This is a genomic window from Streptomyces silvisoli, assembly GCF_029269905.1.
Taxonomy (GTDB): domain Bacteria; phylum Actinomycetota; class Actinomycetes; order Streptomycetales; family Streptomycetaceae; genus Streptantibioticus_A; species Streptantibioticus_A silvisoli_A.
Window position 1 is genome coordinate 66323 of the sequence record NZ_JARJBC010000017.1, and the last position, 20629, is coordinate 86951.

The following is a 20629-nucleotide window of genomic DNA, read 5'->3' on the forward strand; positions in this document are numbered from 1 at the left end:
ATGCCACTTTACAAGACACGGTGTCTTGTATTTATGGGGTTCCGGTGCGGCCTGTGGTCGGTGCGGCGCCGGGTGCGCCGCTCTTGGCGCCGCACGCGAGACCGGTGAGTTTGCGCACACGGTGATTGACCCTGGTCAGGGGTGATGTCAGAGTTTCCGTCGCCATGACCGTTGACACCCTGCTGCCCGAGCGTTTCGACCGGGCCCTCGCCAGCCTGCGCGGACTGTCCGTCGGTGACGCACTGGGCTCGCAGTTCTTCGTGCCGTCCAACTACCCGGCCCTGCACAGCAGGGAGTTGCCGCCCGCGCCGTGGCAGTGGACGGACGACACCGAGATGGCCTGCTCGGTGCTGAACGTCCTCGTCCGGCACGGCCGGATCGACCAGGACGACCTCGCGCGCTCGTTCGCGGAGCACCACGACTTCGACCGCGGCTACGGCCCGACCGTCAACCGCATCCTGCGGCTGATCCGGCAGGAGGGCGCCGACTGGCGGGAACTGGCGGCGGGCGTCTTCAACGGGCAGGGCTCCTGGGGCAACGGCGCCGCCATGCGCATCGCACCCCTCGGCGCCTGGTACGCCGACGACCCCGTACAGGCCACCCACCAGGCGGAGATCTCCGCCTACACCACGCACCAGCACCGCGAGGCGGTGGTCGGCGCGATGGCGGTGGCCGCCGCCGCGGCCCTGGTGGCCGCCCCCGAGGGGCCGAAGGCACCGGCGGACCTGCTCAGCGCGGTCATCGACCTGGTGCCGCGCAGCGCCGTGCACGCCGGGCTGCGCCGCGCCCGCGACATGCTCGACTACGCGGACGTGGGGACCGTCGCCGCCGTACTGGGCTGCGGACGGCGCACCAGCGCCCATGACACGGTGCCGTTCGCCCTGTGGGCCGCGGCCCGCAACCTCGACGACTTCGAGCGGGCGCTGTGGACCACGGCGCGCGCCGGCGGCGACGTCGACACCACCTGCGCGATCGTCGGCGGTGTGCTGGCCGCCCGGCAGTCGGGCGCCGCGCCCGCGGAGTGGCAGCGCCGCACCGAGCCGCTGCCCGACTGGCTCGTACGCCCTGACTCCTCGCAGGCCTGACAGCCCACGGCGCAGCGCCCGCGCCTGCTTCCGCTTGTCCCCCGTTCGAACTGCCTTGTACCGCAGGGGAGTTCGGGCCGGGGCATGCCCGGCGCGTTCGGGGAGCGGTTCCGGATCGGCGCTGGTACGCGGTGGGCGGGCGGCAGGGGGACGGCGCCGCCTCACCGGTCGAACAGGGGGCGTAGGCTTGGCATTGCCATGCCGTACGAACCACCCACCCACAGCGTCGAACGCTCGCTTCGCGCCACCCTCGGCGTCCGGATCGTCGCCGGTATCGATGAGGTCGGCCGGGGCGCGTGGGCGGGACCGGTCACCGCGTGCGCGGCGGTCACCGGGCTGCGTCGCCCGCCGGAAGGTCTCACCGACTCCAAACTGCTCACCGTCAAACGGCGCACCGCCATGGCCGGGCAACTCGCCGGCTGGGTCACCGATCACGCGCTGGGCCATGCCTCACCCGAGGAGATCGACGAGCTCGGAATGACCGCGGCATTGCGACTTGCCGCCGTACGCGCGCTGGAAGGGTTGTCGGTGGCACCCGATGCCGTCATCCTGGATGGCAAGCACAATTACCTCGGCGGTCCCTGGCAGGTGCGCACCGTGATCAAGGGCGATCAGTCCTGTGTTTCGGTTGCCGCCGCCTCGGTGATCGCCAAAGTATGGCGCGATGCGCGAATGGCCGAACTCGGCGCGCAATACGCCGCGTTCGGGTTCGCCGAGAACGCGGGGTACCCTTCGCCGGTGCACCGTGCCGCACTGGAGGAGTGGGGGCCCACCCCATACCACCGACTGTCCTGGGCGTACCTTGACTCGTTGCCGCGCTGGCGACATCTGAAGAAGGTCCGCCAGATTATCGACGAGGCGGACGAGTCCGAGCAGTTGGGTTTCGACTTCTGACCTACCCGCTGCTGTGTCCGTCCACCGCATTTGATAGACAACTCATCATGCCTCTCATCCCCGAGGAGCCACAGATTCACGAGAGTGTCCCGGGCCCGCGCGCCGCAGCGGGGGGAACCCGTACTCCGCAAGCCCCCCGCCCCGCCCCGGTTCCCGGTCCCCGACCCGGCCCGCGCCCGGCGCCGCCGCGCGCGACCCGTACCCATCCGTCGCCCGGACACCCCGGCTCCGCTCGGACGACCGCCCCGGCGGGACCGTCCGCTACGCGAGCCGCCGAAGCCACGGCGCAGATCCAGTTGGTCCCGGCCACCGACGTCACCGCTATCGAGGCGGCCGACAACGCGGTCGACGAACTGCTGGACTCCGGACGTGCGCCCTCCGACATCCTGGTGCTGACCACCGGCGAGATCCACCCCTGGGCGCAGCACGAGCTGTCGTTCGGTGAGGAGCCCTACTGGCGCCAGCAGGACGAGGCCGACGACGTCTTCTACGCGCGTGCCACCGCCGAACGTGCCGTGAAGCGGCCCGTGGTGGTGCTCGCCGTGAACGGCGGCACCGACGAGGAGTCGGCGCAGGCACTGCCCGCCGCGATGGCCCGAGCGGAATCGCTGCTCGTCGTCTGCGGCGACCCCGAGCGGCTACGCGCACTGCTCTGACCGGCGCGCCTTCGCGTCACGACGGGGGGTCGGCCCGCGCTCAGCGGGCCACCTGGCGGCGGACGGCCTGCGGCGCCGCGTCGGTCGAGCCGAGTGCCGCCGGGCTTCCGGCGCGCTCCGACCACGAACCGGCGTGCGGCGTACGGCCACTGCGCCCGTCGCCCAGCACATGCCAGCCGCTCGGGGTGAGCGTGATGTACGCCCCGCAGCGCAGCCCGTGCAACGTGCAGGCGTCGCGCAGACCCCACATCCACGCTCCGTCGGCCGCGGTCCAGTCGGGCACACCGTCCCTGCACACCAGCAGCACGGCCGTCCGTATGGGAACACGGCGGCGCAGATCGTGCGGGATGACCCGGCGCAGATGGGCGAGTATCGCGTTGCGGTGCTCCCACCCGTCCACGCTGGCCGCCCGCTGGGAGAACGAGGCACTGGCGGCCGCACGCCCGTCCGGGGCGAACACCGCCACCACCGCGGTCGCCGGAGACGGCAGATGACGGGTGTACAGGTCCTTGACGACCTCCCGGGGCCTGGGCAGCAGCGGTATCCCGCATGCCGTCCACTCCTCGAGACCCAGGATCCGACTCAGGCGGGAGGCCGCGTCGGCTCCGGTTTCCGGAGAGAAGCCGAAAGCCATGGTCCTCCCTTCGTGCGCGCGCTCGGGTACTGGGCACGGGCGTACGCCGGTCCGGGGGCTCGATGAGCCAGCCGGGGGTCCGCTCCAATTCTTCCTTCCGTACGGACGTGCGGCAATGAGCAATTGCCGCCACCCGACCGGTATGGACCTGTCCGCCGGTTAGATCCCGTCGGGACCGTCGTGAACCAGCCTCCGATCAGCCCTGCATGGCCAGGACCAGCGGCAACACCGCCTGAGCGCCGGACCGCAGCAGAAGCCGGGCGCCGACCGCCAGCGTCCAGCCGGTGTCCGCGAAGTCATCCACCAACAGCACCGGTCCCGGATTGCGGGCCAACTCGGCGGCCACCTCCGGCGGAACGGTGAACGCGCCGTGCAGCGCACGCAGCCGCTGGGCGCTGTTGCTGCGCGGTATGCGCTCCGGCGCCTGGCCCTCCGCGTAGCACAACCGGCCCAGCAGCGGCATCCGTCCTATCTCCGCGATCCGCGCGCCCAACGACTCGATCAGCTGCGGGTGGCTGCGCGAGTCCACGGTGACCACACCGACCGGACGCGCCGGCGCGCCGGGATCGCCGCTCGCCCAACCACCGGGCCCCTTGGCCCAGTCCGCGAGCACCCGCACCACCGCGTCCACCGCGTCCCCGGGCACCGGACCGTCGGGCGCGCCCTCGGCGAACAACGGGCGCAGCCGGTTGCCCCAGCCGATGTCCGACAGCCTGCCGAGCGCCCGACCGCTCAGCGCCTGCTCGCCGACCGGAATCCGCCCCTTCAGGTCCACACCCACCGCGGGCATCCCGGTCGGCCACATACGGCGCGGCTCCAGTTGCACACCGGGCCTGCCCAACGCGGCTCTGGCAGCGTCCAGCGCGTCAGCGGAAACGCCGTCAGGGAAGCGGGCCCCGGCGCAGTTGTCACAGCGGCCACACGGCTCGGCCGCCTCATCGTCCAACTGCCGTCGCAGATACTCCATCCGGCAGCCCGTGGCGGCCGCGTAGTCCCGCATCGCCTGCTGCTCGGCCTCACGCTGCCGGGCCACCCACGCATACCGCTCGGCGTCATACGCCCACGGCTCCCCGGTCGCCGTCCAGCCGCCGCGCACCCGGCGCACCGCGCCGTCCACGTCCAGGACCTTCAGCATGGTCTCCAGCCGGGAGCGGCGAAGGTCGACCCGGGCCTCCAGCGCCGGAAGCGACACCGGCCGGTCCGCCTCCGCGAGCACCTCAAGCGTGCGGCGCACCTGCTCCTCACCGGGGAACGCCAGCGACGCGAAGTACCGCCAGATCGCCTCGTCCTCAAGGCCGGGAAGCAGCAGCACCTCGGCATGGTCCACACCACGACCAGCCCGCCCCACCTGCTGGTAGTAGGCGATGGGAGACGACGGAGAACCGACGTGCACCACGAAACCCAGGTCGGGCTTGTCGAAGCCCATGCCCAGCGCCGAGGTCGCCACCAGCGCCTTGACCCGGTTGGCCAGCAGATCGGCCTCCGCGGTGCGCCGATCCGCGTCCTCCGTCTTACCCGAATAGGAGGCGACGGCATAACCGCGCTGCCGCAGGAACGCGGTCACCTCCTCCGCCGCCGCCACGGTCAGCGTGTAGATGATCCCCGAACCCGGCAGCGCCTCCAGATGATCGGCAAGCCAGGCCAACCGGTGCGCCGCATCAGGAAGCCGCAGCACGGCCAGCGCCAGGCTCTCCCGATCAAGCGGGCCGCGCAGCACCAGCGCACCCCCGTCCTGGTCCGGACGGCCACCGGTGCCCAACTGCTCGGCCACATCGGCCGTCACCCGGGCGTTCGCGGTGGCCGTGGTGGCCAACACCGGTGTACCGGGAGGCAGTTCCGCCAGCATGGTCCGCAACCGGCGGTAGTCCGGCCGGAAGTCATGGCCCCAGTCGGAAATACAGTGCGCCTCGTCCACCACCAACAAGCCAGTGGTCGCGGCCAGTTTGGGCAGCACATCATCCCGGAAGTCGGGGTTGTTCAACCGCTCCGGGCTACGGAACTGGGAGGGCATTCAAATTCCAGGCGGAGCTGAAGCCCTGACCTGCGCAAACGTGCCGGTCGAGGACGGTCGTGGTCGAGCGTTTGGCCCTGGCCATCCTCGATCGGCGCGTGGTCGGTGGACCGATCGCGAGCGGCTGGTCACGCTGGGTGAGGTGGCCCTTTGTCCTTGCTATCGGGTTGCATGGGGGCATGGACAACCTGGAGCTCCGCGCTGAAGCCGACGCCATCCTCGCTGAGCTTGTCGGTGACCCGGGGGGTTCGGCGCGGTTGCGTGAGGACCAGTGGCAGGCGGTGGCGGCTCTGGTGGAGGAGCGCCGACGTGCCCTGGTGGTGCAGCGCACCGGTTGGGGTAAGTCGGCGGTGTACTTCGTTGCCACCGCTCTGCTGCGTCGGCGTGGCTCTGGTCCGACGGTGATCGTCTCTCCGTTGCTGGCGCTGATGCGTAACCAGGTCGAGTCGGCGGTGCGGGCCGGTATCCGGGCGCGCACGATCAACTCGGCCAACCCGGAGGAGTGGGACGCCATCTATGAGGAGGTCGAGCGCGGCGAGACCGACGTTCTCCTTGTAAGTCCGGAACGTCTTAATTCTGTGGATTTTCGCGATCAGGTGCTGCCGAAGCTCGCGGCTACGACTGGTCTGCTGGTGGTCGACGAGGCGCACTGCATCTCGGACTGGGGACACGATTTCCGCCCCGACTACCGCAGGCTGCGGGCGATGCTGGCCGAGCTTGCCCCAGGTGTACCAGTGCTGGCCACCACGGCGACCGCCAACGCGCGGGTCACTGCGGATGTGGCCGAGCAGTTGGGCACCGGCGCGGGCGAGGCGCTGGTGCTGCGCGGCCCGCTGGACAGGGAGAGCCTGCGGCTTGGTGTGGTCCAGCTGCCGGACGCCGCCCACCGCCTGGCCTGGCTCGCCGAGCACCTGGACGATCTGCCGGGTTCCGGAATCATCTACACGCTGACGGTGGCCGCGGCCGAGGAGGCCACCGCCTATCTGCGGCAGCGCGGCTTCAAGGTGGCCTCGTACACGGGGCGCACGGAGAACGCTGATCGGCTGCAGGCCGAGGCCGATCTGCTGGCCAACCGGGTCAAGGCGCTGGTCGCGACGTCGGCGCTGGGCATGGGCTTCGACAAGCCGGACCTGGGCTTCGTGCTCCATCTTGGCTCGCCGTCCTCGCCGATCGCCTACTACCAGCAGGTGGGGCGTGCGGGCCGTGGCGTCGATCACGCCGATGTGCTGCTGCTGCCGGGCAAGGAGGACGAGGCCATCTGGCGCTACTTCGCTGATACCGCCTTCCCGCCCGAGGCGCAGGTCCGCCAGACCCTCTCGGCCCTCGCCGATGCGGGACGCCCGCTGTCGGTGCCAGCCCTGGAGGCCATGGTCGACCTTCGGCGGACCCGTCTGGAGACCATGCTCAAGGTGCTGGACGTCGACGGGGCGGTCAAGCGGGTGAAGGGCGGGTGGATCTCCACCGGTGAGCAGTGGGTCTACGACTCCGAGCGGTACGCCTGGGTCGCTAGGCAGCGAGCGGCCGAGCAGCAGGCCATGCGTGACTATGCGAGCACGACCCAGTGCCGGATGGAGTTCCTGCGCCAGCAACTGGACGACGAGGGGGCGGCCCCGTGTGGCCGGTGCGACAACTGCGCTGGCCCCTGGGCCGATTCTTCTGTTTCGGAGCAGACGCTGACGGCGGCGGTGGAGGAGCTGGATCGCCCGGGGGTGGAGGTTGAGCCGCGCCGGATGTGGCCGACGGGGATGCCCGCACTGGGCATCGACCTCAAGGGCCGTATCCCGGCCAAGGAGCAGTGCTCCACCGGGCGTGCCCTGGGGCGGCTCTCGGACATCGGCTGGGGCAACCGGCTGCGCCCGCTGCTGGCTGAGAACGCGCCTGACGGGCCGGTCCCCGACGATGTCCTGCGGGCCGCGGTGGCGGTCCTCGCCGATTGGGCGCGCTCTCCGGGTGGCTGGGCGTCGAATGCGCCGGAGGCCGTTGCCCGGCCGGTGGGAGTCGTCGCCGTACCGTCTCTGGCCCGCCCGCAGCTGGTTGGTTCTCTCGCCGAGGGCATTGCGGCCATCGGCCGCCTCCCCTTCCTGGGCACCCTGGCATACACCGGGCCGAGCGGGGCGCACGCGGCACGCCGCAGCAACTCCGCTCAACGCCTCAGGGCGTTGTCCGGGGCCTTCACCGTCTCCGAGGAGTTGGCTGGTGCCCTGGCTCGCTCTCCCGGTCCCGTCCTGCTCGTGGACGATTACACCGACTCCGGCTGGACCCTCGCAGTCGCCGCCCGTCTACTGCGCCAGGCAGGCAGCGAACAGGTTCTTCCGCTGGTCCTCGCGGCAGCAGGCTGAGTTTCCTCTTTCTGTGTGTCAGGGTGCGTGCGTTCTCGGGTGGTGAGATGCCCACGTAACGTCATATCGACAGACGAGCGGGCTTGATGGCCAGATGCGCTATCCGGGCAGTCAGAAGCCAAACTGCCAGCGAATGCTCTCTCGCTCCCGCGGGTTGAATGGTCCTTGCGGGTCGGTCGGAGGGAGCTCGTCCTTCGGTGTAACGCTCACGTGGCTGAGCTGTTCCACGGGCGTCCGTTTCATCAAGTCATTCAGCAGATCAACAATGTGCGGAACCAGGTGCTCTACGAGCATGCCGGGGTCAGCGTCCCAGCGGCCGCGAATAATCTCCTTGACGCCCCAGTCTGCTCTACCGCCCAGCGCATCCATCGCCGCCAGAATCTCCGTACTGTCTGCCTGAGGTAGGTGTACGCGGGTCTCAATGGGGCCACTCATATTGCGAACCGCCAAGCTCGACAGCGCCTCCCCGTGTACAGAGTTTCGCAACAGTCGCAGAATCGTAACCGTGTGCCTGCCAGGCGTGTTCGGTCCTACAGCAGCAGCCAGACCTGGGTTCTTCGCCTGGACTTCCTTCAGCCAGTTCTTCTTTTGCCACGCCGCAGCGTAGATGCCACTTTGCAGGTCGAGGGCGTGGTGCGCTACTCGAGCGGCCACATCAATGGCACCCATAAGTGATACTAGGATGACATCCAGGCGGTCGAGGATCTCCAACGCCGTATCATTGTTCTGTTCGAGATTCAGCGACCTATGCAGTTCGTCGCGGTTTTGTAGCGCGGTCTGGAGGCGGCGCAATAGCGAACCTCCAAGGTTGATAAGCGTCTGGTCTCCGACGCCGATTGAGTGCTGAACACATGCCGCGAACCAGCGCCAGGCGGCAGGCAGCAATTCTCGCGTGCCGACCCAGTAGTAGAGACCTTTGTTCATCGAATACGTGCCCCGCCCATCCGGCCCTCGATACGTGATGTAGAGGCCCTGCATCCGGAGGTACAGCCCAATGAGTGCAAGTGCTTCCTGTGGCGTACACACGGTCACGCCGTATGGAATCTTTGACTCCCGCAGGTACGGTCGCTCGGTGATGAAAAGGTCGGCATGGACGGTCTCCGCGGCCTGAGCGGCCAGAGAGTCTGCTTCACGGCGTACGCACGCTGTCGCTTCGCCAAGCTCCTGGTAGGATTTTGCTGCGACGTCGGCTTGTGCAATCTGAGCCCGATTCCCAATAATGCCGCCTCGGCCTGCGCTTTCGGAATCTGCATACGTAAGCTGTCGCACGTGAGCGCCTGCGTCGGCGGCCAGCAACTCCACCCAGCCCGGAACGGCTTTGGTAAATGGCCCGTACTTCTTCCGCGGAAGATCGGCGGCTGGCCCGTCATCGGCATACCGATATAGCTTCACAAACTCATGTGTGAGCAATCCGCTCAACACCAACTCGGGAGACCACGGACCACTGTCGTTTGAAACCAGGCAATCCGCATCGGCCATTACGATCAGTCGCCGCAGCGGGGCGCGCGATACAAACAACGGAGTGCTCAGCTCCGTTGGGCTCGGCGGCCATTCTGAACGCCTGGTCGAAGTTATGTTCGAGTGCTGAAGGCGTCGAAGCATCTCGCGACTATAGAACAGTGGACTGGGGCAAATCTATGCATATTCAGTTCAAAGGTTGCTCAAGCCGTCGAGTGCTCGCTTCAGTGGCTCGGTGCCCCACTGCGCTTGGGGAGGTGCTGCATAGCGGCTACGTCGGCGGAAAGGTGCCCTACGAGTACCGCGTTCTCGTCAGGGGCCGTACCGGGTAGAGCCGCTGCTTGTACGAACTTGTGTGGAAGGCGGAAGGCGGCATCGCCCTGGCGGACTGTCAACGGCCCCACCACCCACCCGTGTGCATCCGCACTCAGGGTGAGGCCCCTCTCCCCGTGCGGACGAGCCCTGACCAGGCTCGCCAGGGGTACATGCCACATAACGAGGACGTTCCTCGGGAACCCCGGGAACATCAATGGCCGCTGGGGTGCATCGATCGGTCCGTCACCCGGAATGGGTAAGAGCGTCCGTCAATAGGCGGTGGCTTTGGTGAAGGTGGCGCGCGGACGGGCGCGGCGCCGTGATGGTGGACTTGTTGTCCACGCTCTGCGATCGGGGAGCCGCCGTGCCCGCTTGTCCATCCTGCGTCCCGCACTCCATGCGCCGCACCTGAGCCTCGCGGAGGGTCCAGAAGGGAGTCTCGCTCTACGAGGTCCAGAACCTCCTCGGCCACGAGAGCTTCCAGACCACCGAGCGCTCCGCCGTTTCATCTGTAGCCGGACGTGCACAAGGCTGTCCGTCCTCGGCGCGTGGGAGCGTGTAGACGATCCCCTGATAATTGCCGCATAAATACTCCCGTGCCCTGCCCTATTTGGACGGGGCGCGGGTGTTTGTGTGGGTGCGGGGGCTCAGATTAGGGGCGCCGGTCGGTCGGCTCGTCGTTCCTGGGCGGTATGAAGGGTGCACGGGCGCTGGACGCCTGGTCGGGGAGCGTGGCGGCTTGGTGGCCGTGGAGTCGGTAGACCATTTCGTCGGGACAACCGTGCAGGCGGGCTTGGCGCCAGGCAGCGTCGTAGGACAGGGGCGTTGAGCTGCGCCGTTGAATGAGAAGGGCTCGGAGGCTTGTCATGGGGGCCAGCAGTACCCGCCACAGGGCGAGCTTCATGGATGTGCCCTTCGAGGCGTCCCGTCAGACCCGGGCATGTCTATCGGCGCGCTGCTGCTGGGCAGGCTGCCGCCGTTCAGTGCCTTCAGGGAGTCGGACAGCACGACCATGGCTTGCTGTCGCTTCTCGATGTTCGTGAACCCTTGGCCGACCTGCTCCCATTGCTGCAGGAGCGGGAACCACCAGCGGTCGCAGGAGCAGATCAGGCGGGCGAGACGCTGGAGTTCGGCAACGTATTCGTCGGCCAGGGCGCCGGGGGCGTGGTGTTCGAGTTGGTCCAGGACGACGAGGTCCGGGTGGTCGTAGAGGTTTTCCTTCAAGAAGCGCAGGCGGCGGACACGTTGCTCGTCCGCTGCCCGCTGTGCCAGTAGCTCCTGTGCTGCGCTGGGCAGACCGAGGGTCGCGTATGCGTTCAGCAGCCAGTAGTTCGGGGCGCGGCGAGGCAGACAGCCAAGGGCAGCGTTGACGGCGTCCTGTACGGCGGGCACGTCCGAGGCTTCCAGACGCGCCGCTGTCTGGGCGGCCGTGGCGTGCACGGTGGCGCGTACTGTCTCCTCCACATTGGGTGGCACTCGCCAAAGCGGTCGCCAGGTGATCGTGTACACGGCCTCGATCGCGATGCCGTCGGTGGCACTGGGCAGCAGACGCGGCTGGACAGAGCTACTCGTACGGATTGCGCGGCGCCATGGCCACCTCATGTGAGGTTCTCTTCGAGGGGGAAGACCGTGTGCAGACGGCTGTCGACGAGGTGGTTGTAGAAGTCGTCAGCCACGCTGAGGCCCTCGGGGGTGGAGATGCCACTCAGCTCGTTCATGAGCTTCATGCCGGCCTCGAACATGTTGTGGCCGCGCAGCGCTGGCAGGAGCTGGTCGCGCAACTGCGTGTACACGCTGGGATCGTCGGCACAGGAGCGGATCCAGTCCGTCAGGCGTGAGATGACTTCGGCTGCGGTGACCGAGGAGGAGAGCAGGTCGTGGACGGCTCGCTGGACGTCGATGTTGGTGGGAGGGGTGCACACGAGCCACGGTGTGCCGTTGCGGCGTACGGTCATCAAAGCGAGGAAAGCCAGTGCGCCGCTGCGTGCGGAGGAAGCCTTGCCCTGCTGCCAGCCCTGAACCTCACCGGCCAGCCGCTGGGCCACAGCGGGGTGTTGGACTAGGGCGTCGAAGGCATCCAGGACTTGGCTGACCACGGTGGCGTCGGTGTTTTTGTGCGCGACGCGGCGCAGGCGCACCATTGCCCGCTTGGCCAGAGATGTGGCGACGGAGGAGTCTTCCAGGATGCGTCGGCACAGTGCAATCACCGCGGGCGCGTAACTCTTCTGCTCCGCCCACCCGTACAGCGCCTCCCACGCCAGGCGTCCGACGTGTTCGTTGCGCACGGCGCTTTCCATGACCGCACCGAGCACCATTGGGTGACTGCTACCGACGAGTTCGCCCAGCGTGGTGAGGTAGTCCACCGTTCCGTGCCGCACGGTGAGTTCGGCCAGCGCGGCCACTGCGCGGTCTTCCGGATCGGCGGTTTGGGCTGTCGCGACGAGCCAGGTCAGCAAGGGCTTGCGCATGACGTCGTAGTTGTCCCAGACGTACTCCAGCACAGCGCGTCCGTAGGCGGGCCGGTCGAAGACCACGGTGTCCTGCATGTCGACTCGGCCCCCGACGTCCTGGATACGCCGACGCATTCCCCGTCCAGCCAGGGCGCTGAGGGTTGGCGAGGGTCCTGCTGCCGTGCCGGGAGCGTCGGGGGTGTTTCCGATGGATGCCAGCAGATCGGCTGCACTGCGCGCGACGACAGGCATGGGCGCGGACTGCTGCACGGCCAGGGCCAGCAGCAGGCAACGGTCCTCCACGGTGAGTGAGGGGTTGTCGTGGGCGTGCGAGCTGTTCATCTCGCCGAACCGGCTGTCGAGTTCACCGCGCCAGTCGGTCAGCGCCGCGATGATGCGTTCTTCCAGAGTGATCGGGGTTCCACGCTCGCCGTCGATCTGTACGAGCGACCGCTGGAAGCTGGCGTGGATGTGTTCCTTCCAGACCATCGCGGCGGCGTGCGCGGCTCGCACGGCGGCCACTGCGGTCAGTCCGCGCAAGGAGGCGGTGGCCTTGGGGAGGGAGTTCAGCGCTGTGACCAGCTGTCCGTAGCCGTGGGCGTCTAGATGAGCCTCGACCACCTCCAGGGCATCAGGAGCCTCGCGCAGACGAACCACTTGAATGCCGTCACGATCGTTGAGGCGGTGATCCTTCCACAGGTCCTGTGCCACGGTCAGCGCCAGATAGGAGCGGCAATCCCGGAGGTGAGTGGCGTGTTCCGACAGCGCGTCGAGGAAGTCCATCGATACCCGATCGTTCACCGGGTGCTTGAGGTCGAGCTGGTAGGCGTGCGCCTTCTCCAAGGGTAGGCGGCCCTTGCTGGGGGTCTGCCAGTCCGCGTCCAGTTTGACCACGGTGGTGGTGTCAGCGGTGTGCTCAGCCAGCAGCCGCAGAGCGAGGGTTGTGGAGCCGCATGAGCGGGGCGCCACAATGATGATCACGGGTTGGTGAGGGCGGCTGGTAGCGGGATTGATGATCTGCTCCCAGACCGTTTCCCAATGCGTGCTGCGAACGAACGGCTGATCGAGCAGCCGCTCGCGGCTTTGTTCGACACCCTCCAGCAAGTCCCGCTTTCGGGTCTCCAGGATCAGCTGTTCGATGACGTTGGCGACGACTTCGGGGTCCCCAAAGACGTTTGTCGCTGTACCGTCGGTTTCGTACACGCGCGACGTGGTTGGGATGGCATCCGGCGACGGGGGAGTGGGGGAGGGGATTGGGTCGTCGGGGTTCGCGTCCGGCCGATCGGGAGCGCCGTTGCCGGGACGCAACCGATGCAGCCAGTTGCCGGAGCCGTTGGAGTGGTTCTCGCGGACCTCGCCGGTCGGCGGAGTGTTGTCGGAGCGCGTGGGGTCGAACGGCACGTCAGTCATACGGGAACTCCAGGGTGAGTGTGTGGGAAGAGCGGCAGGGTGGGCGGACGCCTCACCGCTGGCGGCGGTCGATCCGCAGAGTTTCGATGCGATCGGCGATCGTCGAGTCGCTGACCTGACCGTGAAACTGGAATGTGCCGCCGCTGCCAGGAGCCGGTGTCGTCGGCGCATCGCTCGGCTGCGGGACAGATGCAGGAGCTGCGGTCGGTGATGTGGCGTCGGTGAGGTAGAGGCGTACGGCAGGCCCGGTCAGGCCCGGCACGTGAATCCGGCAGGGTTGCTCGAAGCCGGGCTTGTCGCTGACGCGGGCAGCCACCCCAAGGAAGTGGTGTGAGCCCAGATCCGGTGTGCGCCCCGCGTGCACGGTGCGCCGGTAGGCGATCTCGGAGAGCGCGGCAGCAAGGAAGCCGCCGCTGTCCTTCGCGGCGGAAAGCGCCTGGCGGGTTGCCCGGCTGTCGAGCAGCCGGGTGGTGTCGTTGATGGCGTCACCGCGGTGGTCGGGCAGGGACAGTGGACCGACGTGCACACTGGCCCGCAGTCGCAGGACGGGACTACTGGCCAGTCGCTGCTGCTCGTAGCGCACCAGAGCCCCATTGAGCCGGCCGAGCAGTGGGTCCACGAGCCGTGCCAGTACCGAGGGCGGGAACAGCAGGATCGCCCCGTCGCCGTTGTCCTTGTAGCCGCCGGGAAGTTCCTGCGGGTCGGGCAGCTCACATTCGGCGAGTACAGTCGCCACGATGTCGTCCACATCGCACCGGGCGGCAGCCATCTTCGCCTCGGGGATCTGGCTGTACTTCTCCATGTCGATGGCCACGAGGGCGAGTTCGGCGGGCACATCCAGGGGCTCTGCGTGCAGCGGCGCATCCATCGAGCACCGTCCTTTCAGCACAGGCGGTCAGGGAAGTGCCCATGCTGATCGGGCGGGACGGCCACTGCTGCCCAGTAGTGGGCACACCTGAAGTGCGGCCTGTCACGCTTGCGTACGCGCGTGCGACTGAATCGAATGGATATCGCGAACGAGGAGCCCGCCACCGGAGGTAGTGCGGACCCAGTCCTGCTCGCGCCAGGGCTTGAGGGCGTTGACCACCGCATTGCGGGAAGCCCCGATCATCTGAGACAGCTCTGTCTGTGTCAGCCGCACGGCGAGATCCGAGGCTGAACTGGATGCGGCGTCGACCAGTCGGGACAGGGCCGATGCCAGACGCAGCGGCACAGATGCGGTGGCCAGTTCGAGCCGGACGGCCTCCGACTCCCTGACCCGAGCGATGGCGTGGCGCAACAGAAGGGCGAGTAGATCATGCTCCTCAACGAACTCGAGGAAGGCGGCAGCTGGGATGATGCGGATGTGACAGGTCTCGGCAGCGATTACCGTGGCAGTGCGCGGCTGGGAGTCCAACACGGCCAGCTCTCCGAGCAACTCGCCGGCACCGCGCACGGCAAGAAGCGTCCTTTCCCCGCAGTCCCCCGCCAGGGTGATCAACACTGACCCGGACTCCAGCACGATCACGTGCGTTGCTGGATCTCCCTGACGTAGGAGCACGCTCCGCGCGGGCCTGACACGCTGCGGTGCGAGCGTCTTCAGGCGTGCCCATAACTTGTCGCCGATCAACGTGGCATGCGACTGATACACACGTCCCCCTGCTGTGCGGCCCCGACACACTTAGGTGATCGTCTCAACTAACCAGAATATTGCTCAATAGACACATTCCAGCCACCAAGAGGGCTGCTAGGGCAAAATCGACGGCCAGACGGGCCGCTCGCAGCTTCCTGTCCGCCAGCCAGGCAAGCACCTGTAGCCGATGGACCTCGACCTGCCGTTCAAGCTCCCCACGCGAGGCCGTACTCACACCGACCCGGTGGTGTACGACCGCCTCGCCCATCAACGCGGTATGCAGCCCCGCCCTTGGGACCATGGGCCGCAGCGCGAGTAGCGCAGCCCCTATCGCGGCCATCAGTAACAGGCACATCAAGACCAGGGAGTACATTCCGATCATGGGCATGCCATGTGCACTCGACAGTACGGCGACCCCTGCAGCCAGCAAGCCACCCGCTATTCCACACAAGGCCGTTGCTTTCGTGTCCGCCCGCTGCACCTCGACGAAGGCGCGTTCGGCGTGCCCTTTCAGCCGCTCCGTCTCCGTCGGAATTCCGCATGGCTCGTGCATGCCGCCCCACACCCTCCGTGGCCGTCGCGTGCTTGTTATCGCAGTTGCCAGCCTGCTCGCCGCCGCCGACGAGTGATGCCTCCCGCAGGGCACGAGGAGCGCTAGGTCTCTCACTCCACGGACTTCCGCGGGCAGTAGTAATGGAGATGGGGGGCGCCCCAGTGCGCATTGGCAAGCCTTCGAGCCTGTTCGAGCTCACCTGGACGATCGCGCGCTGGGCCGAGGGGAGCCCGTTTCCAGGGGGCATTGTTGTCAGTAGGGACGGCTACGGTCCCTCGCATGCCGAAGAAGAAGCGGAAGAAGAAGCCACTATCGCGTGCCCGGCGGACCGGAGTGGTTCCCACGCAGGGGCAACTGCCCTCCACGATCAACCTCGGTGGCCCGCGTGTGCCTTCGCGTGGCTGGGGCTTTCAGGCATTGATCGACGACCTGAGGGAAGCTGGCCTGCCTCCCCTGGAATTCACGGCGTACGTACCCGAGGGGTGCTCATCCGATTTCTCCCCGCAGATCGATGCACCGCGTGCGCCGCTTCAGGCAGGCTGGTACCTGCAGTCCAACTTGGTCGTGCCGGTCTACAACTGGGTGTTCTCCGAGCAGCAACTCTCCGAAGATCCCAGTGGTTTGGACCTGCGCCGACGGGGGTTCGCCCTGTACGTGGCGCATTCGGCGTGCACGCACGGCAAGGCGGACTGTGGTTACGCCAGTGCGGAGGTCATGGAGACGTGGACTCCGATCGTGGCGCCCGACCCCAGCATCGTCGCCGCCGACCGCTACGGCGGCCACGCGCCCGGCTACAGCACCCAGGTAGCCGGACGGCTGCCGGAGGGAGCGCCCCGCACGGTGGGGGTGCTGGACGTGGACTATGCGCGGGTGGCGGGTCGCAGCCTGCCGGAGCGTTGGGACATCGACGTCGTGGGCCTCTTGGTGATGGAATGGCAGGAAGCCGTCGGCGTGCCCGGACAGGCCATCTGGCGGCAGCGCGCATTCCGCACGTTTCGAGATCACAATCTGTCGGAGCTCAACGCGGCCGCCGAGGACGTCGACTTGATCATCGGCCACAATCTCTTCGACGGCGACTACCGGTGCCTGCGCACCTACGGCGACTTGGTGAACGTCGGCGCGCTGGCCGCGAAGACAGTGGACACGTTGTATGCCGCCCGACACCTGTCCGCCGGCGACACGGCACGTCTGGACTTGACCACCCTGGCCCGCGCGCAAGGGCTGCGTGAGCGGGCGAAGAAGGCGTCCCGGACGGAGGCGCACCGCGGCATCAGGACGATCGATGACGCGGAGGAACGCTGGTTCTTCCAGCCGGTCTCCGATGACTGCGAAGTGATGCTGGAGCTCTGGCTGGGACTGATCACCAGCCGACGCTTGCGCACCGTCCTTAGGTCGGGAGAAGCCGTGGAGTACGCGGTCGGCGACGAGGATCTGCGGCTGCTCCTGGAGCCGCAACTTGCGCCGGACACCTTCACGAACCTGCTGACGACGAAGGGAACGGTCTACCCACTGCCCGGAGCGGCACGCAACGAGAGCGTCGCCCGGATCCACCGCGAGATCGAACAGCGCCGGGCCGACGGCGCTGCGGTCAACGGTCATCCGACCGCTGCCCACCGCCAGCGCTGCCTGGCACCCGGCGACGAGGCCGGACGACAGTGCGATCAGCTCATCCCGGCGACGGAGACGTATTGCCGCACCCACCGATCCAAGCGGCGCTGCCGAGGAAACCCGGCACTGGACGACACCTGCACCACCGTCGTCCATGACGACCTGGCGCATTGTCACTGGCATCGCATGACCGCCCTCTACGTGCCGCAAGGACAGCGCATCGTCGAAGACTTCAGTCTCCCTCTGCCGCTTCACGGATGGGCCCGGGGCAGCGACTGGGGATACGACACGGGAACGCGTTCCTTCTTCGCACGGCTCTATCGCAACGACGACGACCCTTCCGGAGCACCGACCATCTGGCTGTCGGGCTCCCAGCCTGACCTGACGGACGTGGTCGCGCTCACTCACGCCCTTCAGGAAGCGACCGGAATGGCCCGACGGGAAGTCGTGGACGCCCTGACGGCCGACCGGAAGTCACCCCAGCAACGCGCGGTAGCCACCCAGGACTGGGAACCAGCGCCGTGCGCCAGCCTCTGCCCGTGCGGCACTTCGGACTGCGGCCACGGCGAACCCTGCCCGAACGACGAGTGCACCGGCCACGACATCCACACGATGCGTAACCCCAGCAGCGAAGGAGACGTGACGGCGTGGCAGGACTACTTTGACTGCTGCGAGGGCTGCGGTGCAAGCGTCCTGGACATCTCGCTCCCGGAGCGCCCTTGGGGCGAAGTAGAAGCCGACGGGACCGTGACTGTCTACGCCGGGGTGTCTCACTATGAGCTCGGCGTCTACTCCTAGGGACTGTCTTCAGTCGTGATCAAGGGACTTTCAGAAGGCTGCTGATCTTGATAGTCGGTGCGCGGAGATGGAGTCCGGCGAGGTGGCTCTCGGGCGTCTTGTTGTAGTGGGACGGTGGCTGTCACGCGGCAACACCCCACCACACCGCCCAGGGCACGAACCCGACCGCGGCCAGCCCGACCGGGGCCAGACGCAGCCAGGCCGCCCAACTCGGCGTCGGCCGTCGGCGCCAGAGCGCGGCTGCCGAGACACAGGCGGACCCCACCACGGCGACGGCGAGACCCTGCACCACCAGCCACACCGCCGGACGTCCCCACACCACGGGCGCCACCGCACTGTCCCCGGCCACGAAGACAGCGAGCGGGCAGGTTACCGCCGCCGCGACCGCGAGCAGGCCGAGCCCGGCCAGCCACCGCACCGGACGCAGGACCGGGCCCCGGCGCAGGGGGGCACTCACCGGATAGGCGGCGAAGCCGAGGAGCAGCAGTGTCGGGGCGAGCCGGGCGTACCAGGCGTGGCCCGGTACGGGGGTGGTGGCGAGTGCCTGCGCGGGTGCGGGGGCGGCGCTTGACGCCGGTGGGTGGCCGGCGGCGTCGGCCCGCACCCATGAGGTAATGGTCTGTGCATAGCCGGGGGCCAGCTCTCCCAGTTTCTTGCCGTGGAAGAGGGGGCCGCCGATCCGGTCGAAACCGTCCGACGTGCGGTGCCCGTTGTGCGCACCGCCCGCGACGAAGCCGATGACCACGTGCTGGTTGCCCGCCCGGGCCAGGGCCTCGCGGAAGATCCGTGCGCTCTCCTGGGGCGGTACCTGCGTGTCGTGCTCGCCCCACAGCGCCAGCACCGGCGTTCGGTGGAGCCGCTCGAGCACGGGCACGGGGTCGTAGCCCGCCGCGGGGAACAGCCTGATGGCGCCCATGAATTGGGCGGTGGGACCGGCCACGGTGCGACGGAACGGTCCGCCCACCCCCCGGTGGCGCAGATGTGTGGTGAGATTCCAGGCCTGGGTGCGCAGCGGGTCGTAGCCGGACCCGCCGATGGTGACGATGAACGCGACGTCGGCCGAGCGCGACGCGGCCAGCGGCGCGACCCAGCCTCCCTCGCTGAACCCCCACAGTCCGACCTGGCGTGGGTTCACCCCGCTCCTGGACTGCAACAGCCGTACTCCGGCAAGCGCGTCGTCGGCCAGCAGGCCGAAGTCCCGATGGAGCCGGGAGTAGCCGACGGTCCGCTTGTCGTAGACGAGCGTGGTGATTCCGGCCCGGGCGAACGCCTCGGCCTCCTGCCGGTACTCGTCCCGGGGCCCGGCACCCGAGCCGCCGACGAGCACGATGCCAGGTCCTGGGCCGGGTGCTCTGTCCTTGCGGAGGACGGTGCCGTGCAGGACGAGCCCACTGCCGCCTCGGAACGTGACCTCCTGGCGGGCCAGCCCGTCCCCTCCGGCGTACGCCACCGGCGCTGTCAGTAAGAGGAGGGCGCCGGCCAACGCCCCGGACAAGGCGGCCAGTACGGCGCGTATCGGTGATGCGGACGTAGCCGAGCGCAGCACGGTGTGCGTCCCCCTGCGTTGTCGGTTGGGCCGCGCGGTCAGTTGATCTCGGGAATTCCGAGCAGCCGGACGAGCACGGTCCGCGCCTCGGGCGCTGCCTCGCCCTCCGGGGCCGAGTACCGGTAGAGGAGCGCGATGTACTCCTCGAAGAACGCCCGGAGTTGGTCGGGGTCGACCCGGAGCGTGGCGCGCGAGAAGAGCGCCGCGTCGGCCCAGGGCCCCAGCGTGTCGCGCGCCTCCCCGAACCGCCGGGCGGAGTCGATCAGTTCGGCGAGGTTCAACCGGTGCATCTCGGTCAGCGCCTCGCGCATCTGCGGCGTCTGCCGGCTGTACGGCGGGAACCGCCGGTCCCCCGCCACCGCCCGCCACCACCGCTCCCGCCCCTTCGCCAGCTCCGGGACCTCCTCGACGAAGCCGTGCTTGGCCAGCTGCCGCAGGTGGTAGCTGACCAGCCCCGTGCTCTCGCCCAACTCGCGTGCGAGCGCGGCAGAGTTGGCCGGTCCACGGCGCAGGCATTGCTCGATCTTCTGCCGCATCGGGTGTGCGAAGGCGCGCAGCGCCTCGACATCGGTGATCTCCCGGGCAGGCGGTTGTTCGGCCATGCCAGAAGGCTACGAATTGCAAAGGGTGTTTGCAAGGAAACCTTGCAACTCTCGGTGCGGACCGCGCCATCGCCTCGCCGCAGATCGCCGACCAGGGGCTGTCTTCAGTCGTGGTCAATGAGCTTTAAGGAGGCTGCTGATCCAGATGGTCGCGGCGCGGAGATGGAGTCCGGCGAGGTAGCTTTCGGGCGTCTTGTCGTAGCGGGTCGCGATGCCCCCCAGTCCTTCATCCTGTTGACGGCCCGCTCGACTGTGTTGCGGTCGCGGTAGAGATCGGCGTCGTGAGTGACGGGCCTGCCGCCCCGGCTGCCTTTCTTCCTGCGGTTGGCGGCCTGGTCCTTCTTCTCCGGGATGACCGCCTTGATGCGGTGTTTTCGCAGGTGGGCGCGGTTGGCGCGGGAGGAGTAAGCCTTATCGCCAGCGACTGCGGCCGGCCGAGTGCGGGGACGGCCGACAGGCAGGCGGACCCGCACCTTGCTCAGGACCGGGATGAACTGGGGGCTGTCGGCGGCCTGCCCGGCGGTCAGCAGGAGCGCCCTCGGCCGGCAGCGCCGGTCAGCGACCAGATGGATCTTGGTCAGCCCGCCCCGGGACCGCCCAAGCAGAGCGGCGCTCAGCCTGGCCCGCCGTCTGCGGCGGATACGTCGGCGTTCGGCAC

The 20629-nt window shown here is 68.2% G+C and carries 14 protein-coding genes and 1 pseudogene; 5 read left to right on the forward strand and 10 right to left on the reverse strand.

The genetic code is table 11. The annotated features are described in order from the left end of the window. Window positions 1-164: 164 nt before the first annotated feature. From P3G67_RS24555 to P3G67_RS35860, 3 genes are all read left to right on the forward strand, one after another. Window positions 165-1085: an ADP-ribosylglycohydrolase family protein gene (locus P3G67_RS24555; RefSeq protein WP_269856612.1), complete on the forward strand. Its 921-nt coding sequence runs from the start codon at window positions 165-167 to the stop codon at window positions 1083-1085. Window positions 1086-1283: 198 nt separating this feature from the next. After that, window positions 1284-1979, forward strand: coding sequence for a ribonuclease HII (locus P3G67_RS24560; protein WP_269856611.1), 696 nt, complete (start codon window positions 1284-1286; stop codon window positions 1977-1979). Between the two features lie 296 nt (window positions 1980-2275). Next, on the forward strand, window positions 2276-2635 hold the full coding sequence (locus tag P3G67_RS35860) for a hypothetical protein (RefSeq protein ID WP_313881196.1): 360 nt from the start codon (window positions 2276-2278) through the stop codon (window positions 2633-2635). Between the two features lie 40 nt (window positions 2636-2675). Here P3G67_RS35860 and P3G67_RS24570 read toward each other — a convergent pair whose 3' ends face one another. After that, window positions 2676-3269: a hypothetical protein gene (locus P3G67_RS24570; protein WP_276095419.1), complete on the reverse strand. Its 594-nt coding sequence runs from the start codon at window positions 3267-3269 to the stop codon at window positions 2676-2678. A 196-nt stretch (window positions 3270-3465) separates the two neighbouring features. After that, a complete protein-coding gene (locus P3G67_RS24575) occupies window positions 3466-5280 on the reverse strand; it encodes a helicase-related protein (RefSeq protein ID WP_276095420.1) in 1815 nt (604 codons plus the stop codon). 179 nt (window positions 5281-5459) lie between these two features. On the opposite strand from P3G67_RS24575, the gene P3G67_RS24580 reads away from it, so the two are divergent. Continuing rightward, a complete protein-coding gene (locus tag P3G67_RS24580; protein ID WP_276095421.1) occupies window positions 5460-7619 on the forward strand; it encodes a RecQ family ATP-dependent DNA helicase in 2160 nt (719 codons plus the stop codon). Between the two features lie 111 nt (window positions 7620-7730). On the opposite strand, the gene P3G67_RS24585 is transcribed toward P3G67_RS24580, so the two are convergent. From P3G67_RS24585 to P3G67_RS24605, 5 genes are all read right to left on the reverse strand, one after another. Continuing rightward, on the reverse strand, window positions 7731-9098 hold the full coding sequence (locus P3G67_RS24585; RefSeq protein ID WP_276095422.1) for a hypothetical protein: 1368 nt from the start codon (window positions 9096-9098) through the stop codon (window positions 7731-7733). A gap of 1194 nt (window positions 9099-10292) precedes the next feature. Further along, window positions 10293-10856: a hypothetical protein gene (locus tag P3G67_RS24590; protein ID WP_276095423.1), complete on the reverse strand. Its 564-nt coding sequence runs from the start codon at window positions 10854-10856 to the stop codon at window positions 10293-10295. A gap of 134 nt (window positions 10857-10990) precedes the next feature. Further along, on the reverse strand, window positions 10991-13252 hold the full coding sequence (locus P3G67_RS24595) for a hypothetical protein (RefSeq protein WP_276095424.1): 2262 nt from the start codon (window positions 13250-13252) through the stop codon (window positions 10991-10993). 52 nt (window positions 13253-13304) lie between these two features. Further along, window positions 13305-14120 (reverse strand): hypothetical protein, encoded by an 816-nt coding sequence (locus P3G67_RS24600; protein ID WP_276095425.1) that lies wholly within the window; start codon window positions 14118-14120, stop codon window positions 13305-13307. Between the two features lie 102 nt (window positions 14121-14222). Next, window positions 14223-14912: a Crp/Fnr family transcriptional regulator gene (locus tag P3G67_RS24605; protein WP_313881200.1), complete on the reverse strand. Its 690-nt coding sequence runs from the start codon at window positions 14910-14912 to the stop codon at window positions 14223-14225. Window positions 14913-15696: 784 nt separating this feature from the next. Between P3G67_RS24605 and P3G67_RS24610 the strand changes: the two genes are divergently transcribed. Beyond that, window positions 15697-17823 carry a hypothetical protein gene (locus P3G67_RS24610; RefSeq protein WP_276095427.1) on the forward strand — a complete coding sequence of 709 codons (2127 nt, stop codon included), beginning with the start codon at window positions 15697-15699 and terminating at the stop codon, window positions 17821-17823. 121 nt (window positions 17824-17944) lie between these two features. Here P3G67_RS24610 and P3G67_RS24615 read toward each other — a convergent pair whose 3' ends face one another. The 3 genes and pseudogenes from P3G67_RS24615 to P3G67_RS24625 all read right to left on the reverse strand — a co-directional run. After that, window positions 17945-19273 (reverse strand): alpha/beta hydrolase family protein, encoded by a 1329-nt coding sequence (locus tag P3G67_RS24615; protein WP_276095428.1) that lies wholly within the window; start codon window positions 19271-19273, stop codon window positions 17945-17947. Window positions 19274-19407: 134 nt separating this feature from the next. After that, window positions 19408-19971: a helix-turn-helix domain-containing protein gene (locus tag P3G67_RS24620; RefSeq protein WP_276095429.1), complete on the reverse strand. Its 564-nt coding sequence runs from the start codon at window positions 19969-19971 to the stop codon at window positions 19408-19410. 114 nt (window positions 19972-20085) lie between these two features. After that, a pseudogene (locus P3G67_RS24625) lies at window positions 20086-20627 on the reverse strand (IS5 family transposase); the annotation flags it as partial. Window positions 20628-20629 lie beyond the last annotated feature (2 nt).

Coding starts and splice junctions, on each gene's coding strand:
- P3G67_RS24585 (WP_276095422.1), bottom strand. CDS start 9,098: ATGGCCGATGCGGATTGCCTGGTTTCAAACGACAGTGGTCCGTGGTCT.
- P3G67_RS24560 (WP_269856611.1), top strand. CDS start 1,284: ATGCCGTACGAACCACCCACCCACAGCGTCGAACGCTCGCTTCGCGCC.
- P3G67_RS24610 (WP_276095427.1), top strand. CDS start 15,697: ATGCCGAAGAAGAAGCGGAAGAAGAAGCCACTATCGCGTGCCCGGCGG.
- P3G67_RS24555 (WP_269856612.1), top strand. CDS start 165: ATGACCGTTGACACCCTGCTGCCCGAGCGTTTCGACCGGGCCCTCGCC.
- P3G67_RS24620 (WP_276095429.1), bottom strand. CDS start 19,971: ATGGCCGAACAACCGCCTGCCCGGGAGATCACCGATGTCGAGGCGCTG.
- P3G67_RS24570 (WP_276095419.1), bottom strand. CDS start 3,269: ATGGCTTTCGGCTTCTCTCCGGAAACCGGAGCCGACGCGGCCTCCCGC.
- P3G67_RS24580 (WP_276095421.1), top strand. CDS start 5,460: ATGGACAACCTGGAGCTCCGCGCTGAAGCCGACGCCATCCTCGCTGAG.
- P3G67_RS24575 (WP_276095420.1), bottom strand. CDS start 5,280: ATGCCCTCCCAGTTCCGTAGCCCGGAGCGGTTGAACAACCCCGACTTC.
- P3G67_RS24600 (WP_276095425.1), bottom strand. CDS start 14,120: ATGGATGCGCCGCTGCACGCAGAGCCCCTGGATGTGCCCGCCGAACTC.
- P3G67_RS24595 (WP_276095424.1), bottom strand. CDS start 13,252: ATGACTGACGTGCCGTTCGACCCCACGCGCTCCGACAACACTCCGCCG.